Raw genomic sequence first — 14,201 nt, forward strand, 5'->3', positions numbered from 1 at the left:
TAATGTTTTTAGTGTTCTTTTTAGAGTTTCTTTTAGTTGTTAAATTTAGTATTATCGTAAAGCCTTATTTGCAATTTATGTTGATTTTTATGATGATTGTTTTTGCTGTTTTGGTGGGGTATTTTGTGTCAATTTTTATTGTAAGAAGTCTGTTTATTAAGTTATTTGAATCAGATCAATAAAAAGAGAGGCTTTGTGTCTTTAAGGGTTTTAATTACTGGCGAGGTTGTCGGTAAAGCTGGGATTATTGCAATAAAATCTTTTTTATCATCCTTTAAAGTTGAAAAAAAGATTGATTTTGTAATATCTGGCAATAATTTTACTACAGGTTTAAGGGGTCTTGGTAAGAAACATGCCTTTTTATTGAAAAAGTATGGTGTTGATGTGTTAACCTTAGGTGAAAATGCTTTTGCAAAGTCTGATTTATCTAATGATCTTGATAAGTATAATTTTATTTTAAAACCTTTAAATTGTCCTGCAAAATTAAAAGGATGTTCTTATTTTATTTATAATATTAATGGTAAAAAATTGGCTGTAATGAGAATTGTAGGTCAAACAGGAACAACTAAGTATAAATTTAATCATCCTTTTTATAGTTTTGATTCTTTTTATAAAAAAATCAAAATACAAACAAACCATATTATTGTTCTTTTTGATTCAAATACTACGGCCGAAGTTAATGCTTTGTTTTTTTATCTAAAATCAAGAGTTAGTGCTTGTCTTGGAACTGGGAAAAGGGTTTTAACAGCTGATTTGAGAATCTTAGATAATACTGCCATTATAACTGATTTGGGTAGAGTCGGAAGTTTGGATAGCGTTATGGGCTATGTTCCTAATTTAGAGGTGGATAAATTTTTGAAAGGATTTTTAAATCAGAGATTTGATGAATCTTGGGAAGGTCTTGGTTTTAACGGTGTTTTAATTGATATTGATGAGAATGGGCATTCTTTTTCTGTAGAGACTGTTAGAGAATATATAGATTGTAAATCAAGTTTAAAAGATATGGATATTGTTTGATATTCATATCTTTAGATATTCTTTAAACTTAATTGATCTTATCTGTGTGATTTAATTTTATTAGTTTTCTTATGTATAGGAGGATGGGTTATGCATAGTTATATCGTAGAAGGTGGTTTTAAGATAGGTGGTCAAATTACAGCTAGTGGTAATAAAAATTCCGCTTTGCCTTGTATTTTAGCTGCTTTGCTTACCGATGAAGCTGTTGTTTTAGAAAATATCCCAAATATTAATGATGTTAAAGTTCTTTTAGATATTTTAAGTGATATAGGAGCAGATATTGTAAGAGATGGGAGTACTTTAAAAATAAAAGTTTTAAATATTGTAAAAACAGAAATAAATTCCTCTCTTACGGATTTAATTAGGGCTTCCATACTTTTATTAGGACCTTTTGTTTCAAGATTCGGGAAAATAGATATGGCGCTTCCAGGAGGAGATGTGATTGGAAAGAGGCGACTTGATACTCATTTTTATGGTCTTTGTAAACTGGGAGCTAAGTTGAGCAAAAAAGACGGAAGGATTGTTTTGGAGGCCAACAAGCTTGTTGGAGCTGAAATGTTTTTAGATGAAGCTTCTGTTACAGCCACAGAGAATATTATTATGGCTTCAGTTCTTGCTGAAGGAAATACCGTTATTATGAATGCTGCTTGTGAGCCACATGTTCAAGATTTATGTAATATGCTGAATTCAATGGGTGCTAATATTTTGGGGATTGGTTCAAATGTTTTAGAAATAAAGGGTGTAAAAAAATTAAGTGGAACCACATTTAGAATAGGAGCCGATTTTATGCAAGTTGGTTCTTTGATTAGTCTTGCTGCATTAACAGGAGGCGAGTTAGAAATTAAAAAAGCAGATCCCCAGCATTTCAGATTAATTAAGCATATATATTCAAGACTTGGCATTAATTTTGAATATGACAGAGAAAATTTATACGTAAGAGATAAACAAGAATTAAAAGTTAAGCTAGATTTTGGTGGACACATTCCAAAAATTGATGATGGTCCGTGGCCAGCCTTTCCAACAGACCTTATGAGTATTATTATAGTCACCGCAACTCAAGTAGAAGGCACAGTTCTTGTTTTTGAGAAGATGTTTGAATCCAGAATGTTTTTTGTAGACAAATTAATAAAAATGGGGGCTCGAATTGTACTTTGTGATCCACACCGTGTAGTAGTTACGGGTAAATCTCCTCTTAAAGGTAATGTTTTATCTTCTCCAGATGTACGGGCAGGAATGTCTCTTCTTATTGCTGCTTTTGTTGCTGAAGGTCGCAGCGAGATTCAAAATGTTTATCAAATTGAAAGGGGATACGAAGATGTGGTTAGCAAATTAATTAATCTGGGAGCAAAAATCAAAAAAGTTGAAAGTCAATAGCTTGGCATTGGGCTTTATTATATTATATTTAATTTATGGAAAATGTTTTTAAAAGAGAATAAATATAAAGTATTAATAAGTTGAATTATAAATAAATTTATATTAAATTGATTTTTATTATTGAGATTTTATCTAGTACTATTGAATTTTTTTTATTTTATAGTCTAAAAATCTTGATATAAAAAATAATATTGAAAGGTTGAAAGAATTTGCAGGGATATTTTTGATTTTGAATTTTTACCTTTATAATATTAATTATTATTTTAAATAAGTGCTTCTTACCCTGCTTTAATTCGTGAGAATGGTTTGAATTTTATTAATTACCGCTTATTTATGATTAACATCAGCATTATTGAATTTTTTATATCTGGTTTTAATTTTTTGTTTTTGGGTATGATTTTTTTGGAGTGGCAGGTTAATAGATTCTATTTATATCTTGACCAGTGTAGTTGATAACATGTTGGCTCTAATTGTTTTAAGATTGCATATTGATTTTTAATTTTTGAAATTAATAATCAAATACTTTTTTATTTATGAATAAATTTGAGTTTAGATTTTTATAAAAAAATATTTTAGATAAGGATAAAATTTTATGTCTACAGATAAGAGTAAGACTAGAGAATTGATATTAAATGGCAATTTATATAAGGTTCTTTTTTTAATAAGTTTTCCTATTGTTGTAACCAATATTATTCAAGCTTTTTATGATCTTACTGATATGTTTTATGTTGGTAAGCTTGGAGCCATGCCTTTGTCAGCGCTTTCACTTGCTGGTCCTATAAATTTTTTTATTATGGCGATTGCTATGGGCATGGCTACAGGAAGCATTTCTTTGATTTCAAAGTGTATTGGAGAGGGAAATTTTTCTCGTTTTTCAAGGTATGCAGGGCAACTTATTGTTTTAAACTTTGTTTTATCTTTATTTGTTACTATTTGTGCTCTTTTTTTTATTGAACACCTTTTAGATTTATTGGGTGTAAAAGGCGAGCTTAAAGAACTTTCAAGAGTTTATTTTTATGTAACAATTTTTGGAATACCTATTATGTTTTTAAGTATTTCAATTACATATATTTTAAATGCTCAAGGAGAAACCATCCTTTCAATGATAATAGTTTTATTTGCCAATATTGTTAATTTTATTCTTGATCCAATTTTAATATTTAGTTTTAATATGGGCATTGTTGGGGCTGCTTGGGCTACTTTATTTTCAAAATTATTAACAGTTGTTTTTTATTTATTTTTGACTTACAGACTAAATCGAGGATTAAAAATTTATCCGAAAGATTTAGCAATAGATATAAGATCTATTAAAGAAATTGTTAATTTAGGATTGCCTTCAACGTTTGGGCAAATAATGGTTTCGTTGTCTTTTTTTATTTTCAATTATATTGTTATTGAGATTAGTCCAAAATTTTTGGCAGCGTATGGACTTACAAATACTATTATTTCTTTTTTATTTCTTCCTGCTATGGGAATTGGTACCGGAATTATTTCAATTGTTGGTCAAAATCTTGGTGCTAAGAAAATCAATAGGGTGGGAGAAGTTTTGAAAAAAGGATTTTTTATTTCTTTAGTAATTTTATTAATAATAAATTCAATTGTTATTATTAATAAACAGTTTATACTGAGATTGTTTACAAGTGATTTAGAAGTTTTAAATTATGCTAATAATTATTTATTGTTAACAACTATTGGTACTTTTGGGTATGGACTGCAACAAGTATTTTTTGGAGGACTTATTGGGTCTGGTAGGACAAAAATTGCAATGGTTATTGTTTTTATTAGGTTGTGGCTTATTCGCCTTCCAGTAGTTTTTATTTTTCAATATTTTGGTATAATTGAGGATTCTTTAGGTTATGCTTTTATAATTTCAAATTATTTGGCGATTATAATTTTAGTTGTTTTTACTTCTACTCGTTATTGGACTAAGTCCGTTTTGATTAAAAAATACAATAGCAATTAAGATTTTGAAATTTATTTATATTTGTATTTTGCTAAAGGAAATGGTTGATTTATTTTAAGAAAATTTGGTTTTAAACCATTTCTCTTTGTTATTGTTTTTCAAAAATATATAATATGTTTTTTCTTTTAGTGTTAATTTTAGTTTTTAAATGAAAAGTTTTGGTCTCAAGTCCATTGAGTTTTTCTCTAATTAATTCACCTGTTTTGCTGCCTTCTTTAAAAATTGCTAATGAATTTGCATTTATATTATCATTACTTTTGTTTTTTAGAGTAATTATTAGATTGTTTTTGCTGTCGGATTTATAGTTTACTATTTCTACTTTTTTATTAGTTTTTATAGTGCTAATAAGATATGTAATTTCTTTAGCATGTTCTTTTGATTTTATTGTGCTTGTTTTCATGCAAGACATAACAACAATTGAAATGCCCGGAATTGTAAATATTGGTAGTAATTTAAGCTTAAATTTTTTAGTTTTCATTATTTTTATTATATTTTTTTATTGGGTTAGTGTTAATCTTTTTGATAAAATAAAGATTTTTGATCAATTTTAATTGATGACTAGATTTCAAAAATTATTTACTGTTTTTTTGAATTTCATGGCTTTAAATGTATTGGTTGAACATTTCTTTATGTTAAATAGTTGTTTTTAAACTTTATTTTTTAGTATTTTGAGCTTTTCTTTAATGATATAAAGTTCATTTTAATTCTTAATACCATTGTTGTAAGATTGATTGAGTTTAAAAGTTAAATCGTGTTGACTATATTTTATAAAATGTGTAAAATTTTAAAGCTATTAAAATTTTTTAGAAAAACACGCGGTGCGGGTCAATTTCTAAAAATAGATTTTTTATTTTTTTGATTATTTGTAGCTATTTTCTTATTTTAATAAGATTGAATTTGTTAAAATTTTTAAAAGAGATTAAATGTAAGTAGCTATTTAGAACGTGAAATTTAGGAGGTTAATCATGGCAAAAGAAGTTTTTCAAAGAACAAAGCCGCACATGAATGTTGGAACAATAGGACATGTTGATCATGGTAAAACAACATTGACAGCGGCTATTAGTATTTATTGTTCAAAATTAAATAAAGATGCAAAAGCATTAAAGTATGAAGATATTGATAATGCACCCGAAGAGAAAGCAAGGGGAATAACAATTAATGCTAGACATATTGAGTACGAAACAGCTAATAGACATTATGCTCATGTGGATTGTCCAGGTCATGCTGATTATATAAAAAATATGATTACAGGAGCAGCGCAAATGGATGCAGCGATACTTTTAGTTGCTGCTGATAGTGGTGCTGAGCCCCAAACAAAAGAGCATTTGCTTCTTGCTCAAAGAATGGGAATAAAGAAAATAATAGTTTTTTTAAATAAATTAGACTTGGCAGATCCTGAACTTGTTGAACTTGTTGAGGTTGAAGTTTTAGAGCTTGTTGAAAAATATGGTTTTTCATCTGAGACCCCAATAATCAAGGGTTCGGCTTTTGGGGCTATGTCAAATCCAGAAGATCCTGAGTCTACAAAATGTGTTAAAGAGCTTCTTGAATCTATGGATAATTATTTTGATCTTCCAGAAAGAGATATTGACAAGCCATTTTTGCTTGCTGTTGAAGATGTATTTTCCATTTCAGGAAGAGGTACTGTTGCTACTGGGCGTATTGAAAGGGGTGTTATTAAGGTTGGCCAAGAAGTTGAAATAGTTGGTATAAAAGAAACCAGAAAAACTACTGTTACTGGTGTTGAAATGTTCCAAAAAATTCTTGAACAAGGTCAAGCAGGAGATAATGTTGGTCTTCTTTTGAGAGGAGTTGATAAAAAGGATATTGAGAGAGGACAAGTTTTGTCAGCTCCAGGTACAATTACTCCACACAAAAAGTTTAAAGCTTCAATTTATTGTTTGACTAAAGAAGAAGGCGGTAGGCACAAGCCATTTTTCCCAGGGTATAGGCCACAATTCTTTTTTAGAACAACCGATGTTACTGGCGTTGTTGCTTTAGAAGGTAAAGAAATGGTTATGCCTGGGGATAATGTTGATATTATTGTTGAACTGATCTCTTCAATAGCTATGGATAAAAATGTAGAATTTGCTGTTCGAGAAGGTGGGAGAACTGTTGCCTCAGGAAGAATTCTTGAGATATTGGAATAGTTTAAGACTTTAGGGATATATTTAATTTAATACTCCCTAAAGTTTAGGAGAATAAATTGATTGCTAAAGATAAGATACGCGTAAGATTATTTAGTTTTGATGTTAAAATATTAGATCAGAGTGCCGAATCTATTGTTAAAGCTGTTCAGAAGGCTAAGGCTCAGATTAAAGGTCCAATTCCTTTGCCGACGAAAATAAAAAAATATACTGTTTTACGTTCTCCCCATGTCAATAAAAAGTCAAGAGAGCAATTTGAGATGAGAACTCATAAAAGGCTTATTGATATCTTAGAGCCCACTTCTGCTTTAATGGACTCTTTAATGAAATTAGAGCTTCCAGCAGGTGTTGAGGTAGATATTAAACAGTAAATGATATTTTAAGTATATGAATTTGAGGTGTTTTAATGTTGGGATTGATTGGAAAAAAAGTTGGCATGACTCAGATATTTCAGAAAAATGGCATTGTGGTTCCTGTTACTGTTATAGAGTTTCAGCCCAATTATATTATAGGGAAGAAAACAGTTGATAGAGATGGTTATAGTGCTCTTATAGCAGGTTCTGTTGATCTTAAAAGCTCTAAAGTTTCAAAGCCCATAAAAGGCCAGTATAAAAGTTTAAAAGATATTGAGCCTAAAAAATATGTAATAGAGCTTAAGGATCTTGATGGATATGATGCTGGTGATGAGATTAAGGTTGATGTTTTTAAGTCAGTTAAGTATGTAGATGTTACAGGTACTACTAAGGGTAAAGGTTTTCAAGGGGCTATGAAAAGGCATAATTTTAGTGGTGGGCCATCTTCTCATGGATCAAAATTCCATAGACATCTTGGTGGAACAGGACAAGCTACTACTCCCGCAAGAACATTTAAAGGGACCAAAATGGCTGGTAGAATGGGTGGAAATCAACAAACTATTCAAAATCTTGAAGTTGTTTTAATTGATGAAGAAAAGAGAGCTATTCTAGTAAAAGGGGCTGTACCTGGTGCTAAGGGTTCTTTTGTTGTTGTTAAGAAATCTAAAAAGTAGGTATTTAGTATGGAAAGAAAAGTTTTTTCTAAGGATGGGAAAGAGATTAGAACTATAAATTTGGATGATAGAGTTTTTAATATAGAAATTAGTCATGGGTCTATCTATAATGCTATAAAAAATGAGTTGTCTAATCTTAGGATTGGAACATCTTCAACTAAAACCAGATCAGAGGTCAGAGGTAGTTCTAAAAAGCCTTGGAAGCAAAAAGGAACTGGTAGAGCTAGAGTGGGTACAAAGCGAAACCCAATTTGGATTGGCGGAGGTATAGCATTAGGGCCAAAACCTAGAGATTATAGCTATAGATTGCCTAAAAAAGTAAAAAGGCTTGCATTTAAGTCTGTGTTAAGTTTACGTGCTGCTGATGAAAATAGTTTTAAAGTTATTGAGAATTTTAATATTGAATCGGGAAAAACAAAAGATCTTGCTTTAATAATAAAGAATTTTGCAAGTTTCAATGGTAAAGTGGTTATTCTTTTAGGTAATGATGATCAAATGATCAAAAGGGCTGGTAAAAATATAAGAGATTTAAAGATTTTGTCTTTTGATAAACTTAGAGTTGTTGATTTGTTTTATGCAAAGAATTTAATAGCCCTAGAATCTGCTGTTAACAAACTCAATGAGTTTTACGTTAAATAAAAAAGATGTTGAGGATAAGTATGAAAGCTTATGATATAATAATTTCACCTATGCTTACTGAAAAAACCAATACTCAAAGAGAAAGTATTAATGTTTATGTTTTTAAGGTTAATAAGAGAGCAAATAAAAAAGAGGTTGGTGCAGCAATAAAAGAACTTTTCAATGTTACTCCAGTATCGTGTAATTTGCTTAATATTAAAAGTAAAGCCAAGGTTGTGGTGTCTCGAAGAGGATATCCTATAGGTAAGGGGAAAACTTCTTCATGGAAGAAGGCATATGTTTATCTCAAAAAGGAAGATAAAATAGATATTTTTTAGTGGTTTTGGAGAAAAATAAATATGGGTATTAAGACTTATAAGCCAAAAACTTCTTCTTTGCGCTATAAGACGACTTTATCTTTTGATGATTTAAGCAAAGGTAATGATCCTTTGAAATCTTTAACAAAAGGTAAAAAATTTAAATCAGGCAGAGATTCTTCTGGTAGGATTACTGTTAGGAGAAGAGGTGGTGGGCATAAGAGAAAGTATAGGTTGATTGATTTTAATCGAAGAGATAAATTTAGCATTCCTGCTCGAGTTGCTTCTATTGAATATGATCCAAATAGAAGCGCTAATATAGCCTTGCTTGTTTATAAAGACGGAGAAAAAAGATATATTATTTCTCCAAAAGGCATTAAGGTTGGAGATGTTTTGGAAAGTGGTCCGAATGCCCCAATTAAAATTGGTAATGCTTTGCCTCTTGAAAACATTCCTATTGGAAGAACTATTCACAATATTGAGCTTAACGTAGGAAAGGGTGGGCAACTTGTAAGAAGTGCTGGCGGGTATGCTATGATACTTGCTTCTGACGGGAATTATGTCACTGTAAAATTATCGTCTGGTGAAATGAGGTTAATTTTCAAAAAATGTATTGCAACAATTGGTGAGATTGGAAATGAAGATTATGTTAATGTTTCTATAGGGAAAGCTGGTAAAAGTAGATGGCTTGGTAGAAGACCTAAGGTTAGAGGTGTTGCTATGAATCCTGTTGACCATCCTCATGGTGGTGGTGAAGGAAAAACTTCTGGAGGTCGCCATCCCGTGTCTCCTTGGGGACAGCCTACTAAAGGCTATAAGACTCGCAAGAAGAAGAGATATTCAGATAAATTTATTATTAAAAGAAGAAATAAGTAGGAGAGTGTAGTGGCAAGATCTATTAAAAAAGGACCCTTTATAGAAAAGAGTCTTTATCAAAAAGTTTTATCATCTTTTGGAAGTGAGAAGAGAGTTGTTATTAAAACTTACTCCAGATCTTCAACAATAATTCCTGAAATGGTAAGTCTTACTATATCTGTTTACAATGGAAAGACTTTTATACCTATTTATATTACTGAGGATCTTGTGGGGCATAAGCTTGGCGAATTTTCACCTACAAGGATTTTTAGAGGACATGCTAAGTCAGATAAAAAGGGAAGGAAGTAAAGTAGTTATGTTGGTAAATAGAAGATATACAGCAAGGGGCAAAAATTTACCCTCTTCTCCAAAAAAAGTTAGGCCAATAGCCGACAATATACGAGGGAAGTCTTATGTTAAAGCTATTGCGGTGCTTTGTTCTATGCCTAATAAAGGAGCTAAGCTTTTAGAAAAAGTAGTTAAATCAGCAGCGTCAAATGCAATGTATCATAATAAAAATCTTTCCGAGGATATGATATTTGTTAAAATGGTCATGGTTGATGATGGGCGTCGTCGTAAAAAGATTTGGCCTAGAGCTAGAGGTAGGGCTGATAGGCTTGTTAATAGAAATTGTCATATTTTTGTTGAAGTTGATGAAAAAAAAGATATTAAAGGATAAAGCATGGGCCAAAAAGTACATCCATATAGCTTAAGGATAAAAATTAATAAGGATTGGAAATCAAAATGGTATTTTGATAAAAAATTGTATTCTACAATTCTTCATGAAGACTTTTTAATAAGACTAGAAATTATGAAGTTTCTCAAAGGGATTAAATTTGATATTTCTGATATAGAAATAATTAGAAATAATCCTCAAAAAGTAACAGTAGTAATTGTTACTCCAAGGCCCGGTTCTGTGATAGGTCTTAAAGGTTCTAATCTTGAAAAGATTGGTCAATTGTTAACTAAAAAAATTTCTAAAAAAATTAGTATTAAGATTAAAGAGGTTAAAAGACCAGAGCTTGATGCCCAAATTATTGCTAATGGGATTGCAAAGCAAGTAGAAAATAGAGTGTCTTATAGGAAGGTTCTAAAATCATCTCTTTCTACGTCTATGTTAAAAGGTGCTCAAGGGTTAAAAATTAAGATTGCCGGTAGACTTGGTGGTGCTGAGATTGCAAGAAGCTTTGAAGTTAAGGAAGGTAGGGTTCCTTTGCATACTCTTAGAGCTAATATAGATTATGGGTTTTCTGAAGCTCAAACTACTTATGGCATTATTGGAGTTAAGGTTTGGTTATTTAAAGGTGAAGTTTTAGGTAGACAAACCAATTCTGATGCTGGTCAGGTAATAAATAGAAAGCCTTTTAGGGAAAGAGGCGAGGCTGTCAAAAATTTTGATAAAATTTCAAATAGTAGAGAGAAGGCTAATGAAAAGCAAACTAGAGGTTTAAATAAAAAAGATGGATTATCTAAAGACGAAGCGGGTCTTTTAAATAAACTTAGTTCGCCTTTTTCTAAAGAAAGAGTAGATTCTAATGAGCAGAATATTGGAGGATAATTAGATGTTAAGTCCCAAAAAGGTTAAATATAGAAAAAAACAGAGAGGAAGATTGTCTGGAGAGGCTCAGAAGGGCAATAAAATTTCTTTTGGTGAATATGGACTTGTTTCTTTGGAAACAAATTTTATTACTGCTCGTCAAATTGAAGCTGCTCGTATTGCAATGACTCGTAAAATAAAAAGAGGTGGAAGAGTTTGGATAAGAATATTTCCTGACATTCCTTATACTAAAAAACCAGCTGAAACCAGAATGGGCAAGGGTAAAGGGGGTGTTGATCATTGGAATGCTCCTGTTAAGCTTGGCACTGTTATGTTTGAAATGGCTGGAGTTGTGGAGGAGCTTGCGCAAGAGGCTATGTCACTTGCAAGTTCTAAGCTTCCAGTAAAAACCATGTTTGTTGTAAGGCGAGATTTGAGGTAATTATGTTAAAAAATTTTAAGAATTTTACTCTTGAGGACATGAAAGCTAAAAGGCTGGAATTAAAGAAAGAATATTTTGATTTAAGATTTAAATCCGTTGTTGGTCATGTTGAAAATCCTTTAAAGAAAAGAGAGATTAGACGTGATATTGCAAGGCTTAATACAATGATTTGTGAATATGAATTAGGTATTAGAAAGGTTTAAAATATGGCAAGAGAAAATAAAAAAGAATTAATTGGCAGAGTTGTTAGTGACAAGATGTCTAAGACTATAGTAGTAGAAATTGTTCAAAGAAAGATGCACCCAATCTATCATAAGTATTTAAAGGTTAGCAAGAAAGTCAAAGCACATGATGATAAAGAAGTTTCAAAGGTTGGCGATAAGGTAAAAATTATTGAGGTTCGACCTATTAGTAAAGATAAAAGATGGGCTCTTGTTGAGGTTTTAGAAAAATTAAAATAGTTTTGATTTTTCTATAGGAGGTTGATTATGATTCAAATGCAAACTTATTTGACAATTGCCGATAATACTGGTGGCAAGGTGGCTCAATGTATTAAAGTGCTTGGTGGTAGTAAGAGGCGTTATGCCAAAATTGGAGATATAATAACTATTGTAGTAAAACAAGCAATTCCTAATTCTTCTGTTAAAAAAGGAGATGTTTATAAAGCTGTAATTGTCAGGACTTCTAAAGAAGTAAGACGTAAGAACGGAACTTATGTTAGGTTTGATGATAATGCTTGCGTAATACTTGATGCTAATTTGAGCCCTAGAGGTAAAAGGGTGTTTGGACCTGTTGCAAGAGAGCTTAGGGATGCTAATTTTATGAAGGTAGTATCATTGGCTTCAGAGGTGATATAGCAAAAGGGGGTTTTGTGAAGACAAAGTTGAAGATAGGTGATAGCGTAAAAATTCTTTCTGGAAAAGATAAGGGACGAATAGGCAAGATTGCTAGTATAAATAGAAAAAAAAATAAAGTTATTGTTGAATCTTGCAATATGGTTAAAAAAGTTATTAAAGCTAGGACACCCCAAGAAAAAGGTAGAATAATAGATAAGGAGGCCGCTATAGATATTTCAAATGTGATGATATTTATCAAAGGAACTTCTTCAAGATTAGGTATTAGATTTGAAAATAATGAGAAAATAAGATATCTTAAGAAAAATGGACAAAGGATATAGAGTTTATGAATTATGTTCCTGAATTGAAGAAATATTATAAAGACATTGTTATAAAAGAGCTTGTTAAGGAATTTGAATATAAATCTATAATGCAAGTTCCCAAGCTTGAGAAAATAGTAATTTCTGTAGGTGTTGGTGAGGCTGTTAGGAATAAGAAGTTGTTAGATTCTGCGGTTTTAGAGCTTGCTCAGATTACTGGTCAAAAGGCTGTAAAGACAAAAGCAAAAAAAGCAATAGCCGGGTTTAAAATTAGACAAGGACAAGAAATAGGTGCTAAAGTTACACTTAGAGGCAATGTAATGTATGAATTTTTATATAAGCTTATTCATTTGGCATTGCCAAGGGTTAAGGATTTTAGGGGAATTAATGGCGATGCTTTTGATGGTAATGGAAATTATTCTTTTGGGATAACGGAGCAAATAATATTTTCTGAGATAGACTATGATAAAATAGAGAGAATATCTGGTTTGAATGTTACAATTGTGACAACAGCTTCAAATGATAAAGAAAGTAAAGCTTTGCTTTTGAAATTTGGAATGCCGTTTAGTAATTAAAGGGATTTATAAGGTATATGGCTAAAAAATCAATGATTATTAGGGCTTCAAGAAAGCCTAAGTATAAGACAAGGCAGAATAATAGATGTAAGTTGTGTGGTCGTCCAAGAGGATATTTGAGAGATTTTTGTATGTGTCGAATATGTTTTAGAAAGTATGCGTCTGAAGGATTGATTCCTGGCGTTTCAAAATCAAGTTGGTAAGGGGATTTTATGGCGATTACTTATTCAGTAGGGGACATGCTAACTAAATTAAGAAATGCAAGTAGAGTTAAGCATGGATCTGTAGACTTAAAGATGTCTAATATGAATAAATCAATATTAAACATTCTTAAAGAAGAGGGCTATATCAAGGATTTTAGTTTTTTAGAAAAAGAAGGAATTGCTTTTATTAGAGTCTTGTTAAAGTATGATAACAAAAGAAATCCTGTTATAAACAAAATAGATGCCATTTCCACTCCTGGTAGAAAAATTTATTCTTCATATAAAAAGATGCCAAGAATAAAGAATGGATATGGAATATTAATTATATCTTCTTCTCAAGGTGTTATTACCGGTAAGGAAGCTAAAGATAAAAAAATCGGTGGTGAGTTGATTTGCTCAGTTTGGTAGTTTAATAGGGGGATATATGTCACGTATTGGAAGACTTCCAATAAAAATTCCAGATACTGTTAAGATTGATGTTAAAGATAATTTGGTAATAGTTGAAGGTATTAGGGGAAGATTAGTTCAAGATATAAAAGACAGTATTAAAGTTAAAGTCGAAAATGGTAGCGTTATTGTTGATCGAGTTTTTAATGATAAAAAAGCAAAAGCTTACCATGGTCTTTACAGAAGTTTGATTTTTAACATGGTGAAAGGAGTAACCGAAGGATTTTCCAAGTCTCTTACTATAAATGGCATAGGGTATAGGGCAGAGCAACAAGGCAATAGCCTTTTTTTAAGTCTTGGTTATTCAACTCAGTTTGAATATGTTATTCCAGATGGTATTAATGTAAAGCTTGATGGCAATACTAAAATTTCTGTTGAGGGAATAGACAAGTTTAAGGTTGGTCAGGTTGCTGCTGAAATTAGAAGTTTAAAAAAACCAGAGCCATATAAAGGGAAGGGCATTAAGTATGATAATGAAGTTATTAGAAGAAAAGTTGGAAAATCTGGTGTGAAAAAATAAATT

General features: G+C 31.0%; 23 protein-coding genes. 22 read left to right on the plus strand and 1 reads right to left on the minus strand.

Features of this window, described 5'->3' with window-relative positions; translation table 11 throughout:
• Positions 1 to 2: 2 nt before the first annotated feature.
• The 4 genes from QIA27_RS02880 to QIA27_RS02895 all read left to right on the plus strand — a co-directional run bounded on the left by QIA27_RS02880 (position 3) and on the right by QIA27_RS02895 (position 4,354).
• Positions 3 to 182, plus strand: a complete 180-nt coding sequence (locus tag QIA27_RS02880; protein WP_301354330.1) for a hypothetical protein — start codon at positions 3 to 5, stop codon at positions 180 to 182.
• A gap of 13 nt (positions 183 to 195) precedes the next feature.
• Positions 196 to 1,017: a TIGR00282 family metallophosphoesterase gene (locus tag QIA27_RS02885; protein ID WP_301353766.1), complete on the plus strand. Its 822-nt coding sequence runs from the start codon at positions 196 to 198 to the stop codon at positions 1,015 to 1,017.
• Between the two features lie 90 nt (positions 1,018 to 1,107).
• The gene (gene murA, locus QIA27_RS02890; protein WP_301403573.1) at positions 1,108 to 2,391 is read left to right on the plus strand and encodes a UDP-N-acetylglucosamine 1-carboxyvinyltransferase; all 1,284 of its coding nucleotides are present in this window, start codon (positions 1,108 to 1,110) and stop codon (positions 2,389 to 2,391) included.
• Positions 2,392 to 2,983: 592 nt separating this feature from the next.
• Positions 2,984 to 4,354 carry an MATE family efflux transporter gene (locus tag QIA27_RS02895; RefSeq protein ID WP_301353768.1) on the plus strand — a complete coding sequence of 457 codons (1,371 nt, stop codon included), beginning with the start codon at positions 2,984 to 2,986 and terminating at the stop codon, positions 4,352 to 4,354.
• 88 nt (positions 4,355 to 4,442) lie between these two features.
• Here the strand turns inward: QIA27_RS02895 and QIA27_RS02900 are convergent, their stop codons facing one another.
• Positions 4,443 to 4,832 carry a hypothetical protein gene (locus QIA27_RS02900; protein WP_301353769.1) on the minus strand — a complete coding sequence of 130 codons (390 nt, stop codon included), beginning with the start codon at positions 4,830 to 4,832 and terminating at the stop codon, positions 4,443 to 4,445.
• A gap of 487 nt (positions 4,833 to 5,319) precedes the next feature.
• On the opposite strand from QIA27_RS02900, the gene tuf reads away from it, so the two are divergent.
• The 18 genes from tuf to rplF are packed head-to-tail and all read left to right on the plus strand — an operon-like array spanning position 5,320 to position 14,198.
• Entirely contained in the window at positions 5,320 to 6,504 is a 1,185-nt protein-coding gene (gene tuf, locus QIA27_RS02905) for an elongation factor Tu (RefSeq protein WP_301353770.1), read from the plus strand.
• Between the two features lie 56 nt (positions 6,505 to 6,560).
• On the plus strand, positions 6,561 to 6,872 hold the full coding sequence (rpsJ, locus tag QIA27_RS02910; protein ID WP_002557068.1) for a 30S ribosomal protein S10: 312 nt from the start codon (positions 6,561 to 6,563) through the stop codon (positions 6,870 to 6,872).
• 35 nt (positions 6,873 to 6,907) lie between these two features.
• A complete protein-coding gene (gene rplC, locus QIA27_RS02915) occupies positions 6,908 to 7,528 on the plus strand; it encodes a 50S ribosomal protein L3 (protein WP_301353771.1) in 621 nt (206 codons plus the stop codon).
• Positions 7,529 to 7,537: 9 nt separating this feature from the next.
• On the plus strand, positions 7,538 to 8,167 hold the full coding sequence (rplD, locus tag QIA27_RS02920; RefSeq protein WP_301353772.1) for a 50S ribosomal protein L4: 630 nt from the start codon (positions 7,538 to 7,540) through the stop codon (positions 8,165 to 8,167).
• A gap of 20 nt (positions 8,168 to 8,187) precedes the next feature.
• Complete coding sequence (gene rplW / locus QIA27_RS02925; protein ID WP_301353773.1) at positions 8,188 to 8,484, plus strand: 50S ribosomal protein L23; 297 nt, start codon at positions 8,188 to 8,190, stop codon at positions 8,482 to 8,484.
• 21 nt (positions 8,485 to 8,505) lie between these two features.
• On the plus strand, positions 8,506 to 9,339 hold the full coding sequence (gene rplB, locus QIA27_RS02930) for a 50S ribosomal protein L2 (RefSeq protein WP_301386403.1): 834 nt from the start codon (positions 8,506 to 8,508) through the stop codon (positions 9,337 to 9,339).
• A gap of 9 nt (positions 9,340 to 9,348) precedes the next feature.
• Complete coding sequence (gene rpsS / locus QIA27_RS02935) at positions 9,349 to 9,627, plus strand: 30S ribosomal protein S19 (RefSeq protein ID WP_002557073.1); 279 nt, start codon at positions 9,349 to 9,351, stop codon at positions 9,625 to 9,627.
• 7 nt (positions 9,628 to 9,634) lie between these two features.
• A complete protein-coding gene (gene rplV, locus QIA27_RS02940; RefSeq protein WP_301353776.1) occupies positions 9,635 to 9,997 on the plus strand; it encodes a 50S ribosomal protein L22 in 363 nt (120 codons plus the stop codon).
• A 3-nt stretch (positions 9,998 to 10,000) separates the two neighbouring features.
• Positions 10,001 to 10,876 carry a 30S ribosomal protein S3 gene (gene rpsC / locus QIA27_RS02945; RefSeq protein ID WP_301403574.1) on the plus strand — a complete coding sequence of 292 codons (876 nt, stop codon included), beginning with the start codon at positions 10,001 to 10,003 and terminating at the stop codon, positions 10,874 to 10,876.
• 4 nt (positions 10,877 to 10,880) lie between these two features.
• A complete protein-coding gene (gene rplP, locus QIA27_RS02950) occupies positions 10,881 to 11,297 on the plus strand; it encodes a 50S ribosomal protein L16 (RefSeq protein WP_004789534.1) in 417 nt (138 codons plus the stop codon).
• 2 nt (positions 11,298 to 11,299) lie between these two features.
• A complete protein-coding gene (gene rpmC / locus QIA27_RS02955) occupies positions 11,300 to 11,500 on the plus strand; it encodes a 50S ribosomal protein L29 (protein WP_301353778.1) in 201 nt (66 codons plus the stop codon).
• 3 nt (positions 11,501 to 11,503) lie between these two features.
• A complete protein-coding gene (gene rpsQ / locus QIA27_RS02960; protein WP_301353779.1) occupies positions 11,504 to 11,758 on the plus strand; it encodes a 30S ribosomal protein S17 in 255 nt (84 codons plus the stop codon).
• A gap of 27 nt (positions 11,759 to 11,785) precedes the next feature.
• Positions 11,786 to 12,154 carry a 50S ribosomal protein L14 gene (rplN, locus tag QIA27_RS02965; RefSeq protein ID WP_002557079.1) on the plus strand — a complete coding sequence of 123 codons (369 nt, stop codon included), beginning with the start codon at positions 11,786 to 11,788 and terminating at the stop codon, positions 12,152 to 12,154.
• 14 nt (positions 12,155 to 12,168) lie between these two features.
• Positions 12,169 to 12,474, plus strand: a complete 306-nt coding sequence (gene rplX / locus QIA27_RS02970) for a 50S ribosomal protein L24 (RefSeq protein WP_004792665.1) — start codon at positions 12,169 to 12,171, stop codon at positions 12,472 to 12,474.
• A gap of 5 nt (positions 12,475 to 12,479) precedes the next feature.
• Entirely contained in the window at positions 12,480 to 13,028 is a 549-nt protein-coding gene (rplE, locus tag QIA27_RS02975) for a 50S ribosomal protein L5 (RefSeq protein ID WP_301386405.1), read from the plus strand.
• A 17-nt stretch (positions 13,029 to 13,045) separates the two neighbouring features.
• Positions 13,046 to 13,231 (plus strand): type Z 30S ribosomal protein S14, encoded by a 186-nt coding sequence (locus tag QIA27_RS02980; protein WP_301353781.1) that lies wholly within the window; start codon positions 13,046 to 13,048, stop codon positions 13,229 to 13,231.
• A 9-nt stretch (positions 13,232 to 13,240) separates the two neighbouring features.
• Positions 13,241 to 13,639 (plus strand): 30S ribosomal protein S8, encoded by a 399-nt coding sequence (gene rpsH / locus QIA27_RS02985; protein WP_301353782.1) that lies wholly within the window; start codon positions 13,241 to 13,243, stop codon positions 13,637 to 13,639.
• 16 nt (positions 13,640 to 13,655) lie between these two features.
• Positions 13,656 to 14,198, plus strand: a complete 543-nt coding sequence (rplF, locus tag QIA27_RS02990; protein ID WP_301353783.1) for a 50S ribosomal protein L6 — start codon at positions 13,656 to 13,658, stop codon at positions 14,196 to 14,198.
• Positions 14,199 to 14,201 lie beyond the last annotated feature (3 nt).

It is taken from the genome of [Borrelia] tanukii (genome assembly GCF_030439725.2).
Taxonomy (GTDB): Bacteria; Spirochaetota; Spirochaetia; order Borreliales; family Borreliaceae; genus Borreliella; species Borreliella tanukii.

What these genes read in the sequence shown, in the direction of transcription:
- QIA27_RS02880 (WP_301354330.1), top strand. Translation starts at nt 3, where the DNA reads ATGTTTTTAGTGTTCTTTTTAGAGTTTCTTTTAGTTGTTAAATTTAGT.
- murA (WP_301403573.1), top strand. Translation starts at nt 1,108, where the DNA reads ATGCATAGTTATATCGTAGAAGGTGGTTTTAAGATAGGTGGTCAAATT.
- QIA27_RS02895 (WP_301353768.1), top strand. Translation starts at nt 2,984, where the DNA reads ATGTCTACAGATAAGAGTAAGACTAGAGAATTGATATTAAATGGCAAT.
- QIA27_RS02900 (WP_301353769.1), bottom strand. Translation starts at nt 4,832, where the DNA reads ATGAAAACTAAAAAATTTAAGCTTAAATTACTACCAATATTTACAATT.
- tuf (WP_301353770.1), top strand. Translation starts at nt 5,320, where the DNA reads ATGGCAAAAGAAGTTTTTCAAAGAACAAAGCCGCACATGAATGTTGGA.
- rplC (WP_301353771.1), top strand. Translation starts at nt 6,908, where the DNA reads ATGTTGGGATTGATTGGAAAAAAAGTTGGCATGACTCAGATATTTCAG.
- rplD (WP_301353772.1), top strand. Translation starts at nt 7,538, where the DNA reads ATGGAAAGAAAAGTTTTTTCTAAGGATGGGAAAGAGATTAGAACTATA.
- rplW (WP_301353773.1), top strand. Translation starts at nt 8,188, where the DNA reads ATGAAAGCTTATGATATAATAATTTCACCTATGCTTACTGAAAAAACC.
- rplB (WP_301386403.1), top strand. Translation starts at nt 8,506, where the DNA reads ATGGGTATTAAGACTTATAAGCCAAAAACTTCTTCTTTGCGCTATAAG.
- rplV (WP_301353776.1), top strand. Translation starts at nt 9,635, where the DNA reads ATGTTGGTAAATAGAAGATATACAGCAAGGGGCAAAAATTTACCCTCT.
- rpsC (WP_301403574.1), top strand. Translation starts at nt 10,001, where the DNA reads ATGGGCCAAAAAGTACATCCATATAGCTTAAGGATAAAAATTAATAAG.
- rplP (WP_004789534.1), top strand. Translation starts at nt 10,881, where the DNA reads ATGTTAAGTCCCAAAAAGGTTAAATATAGAAAAAAACAGAGAGGAAGA.
- rpmC (WP_301353778.1), top strand. Translation starts at nt 11,300, where the DNA reads ATGTTAAAAAATTTTAAGAATTTTACTCTTGAGGACATGAAAGCTAAA.
- rpsQ (WP_301353779.1), top strand. Translation starts at nt 11,504, where the DNA reads ATGGCAAGAGAAAATAAAAAAGAATTAATTGGCAGAGTTGTTAGTGAC.
- rplN (WP_002557079.1), top strand. Translation starts at nt 11,786, where the DNA reads ATGATTCAAATGCAAACTTATTTGACAATTGCCGATAATACTGGTGGC.
- rplE (WP_301386405.1), top strand. Translation starts at nt 12,480, where the DNA reads ATGAATTATGTTCCTGAATTGAAGAAATATTATAAAGACATTGTTATA.
- QIA27_RS02980 (WP_301353781.1), top strand. Translation starts at nt 13,046, where the DNA reads ATGGCTAAAAAATCAATGATTATTAGGGCTTCAAGAAAGCCTAAGTAT.
- rpsH (WP_301353782.1), top strand. Translation starts at nt 13,241, where the DNA reads ATGGCGATTACTTATTCAGTAGGGGACATGCTAACTAAATTAAGAAAT.
- rplF (WP_301353783.1), top strand. Translation starts at nt 13,656, where the DNA reads ATGTCACGTATTGGAAGACTTCCAATAAAAATTCCAGATACTGTTAAG.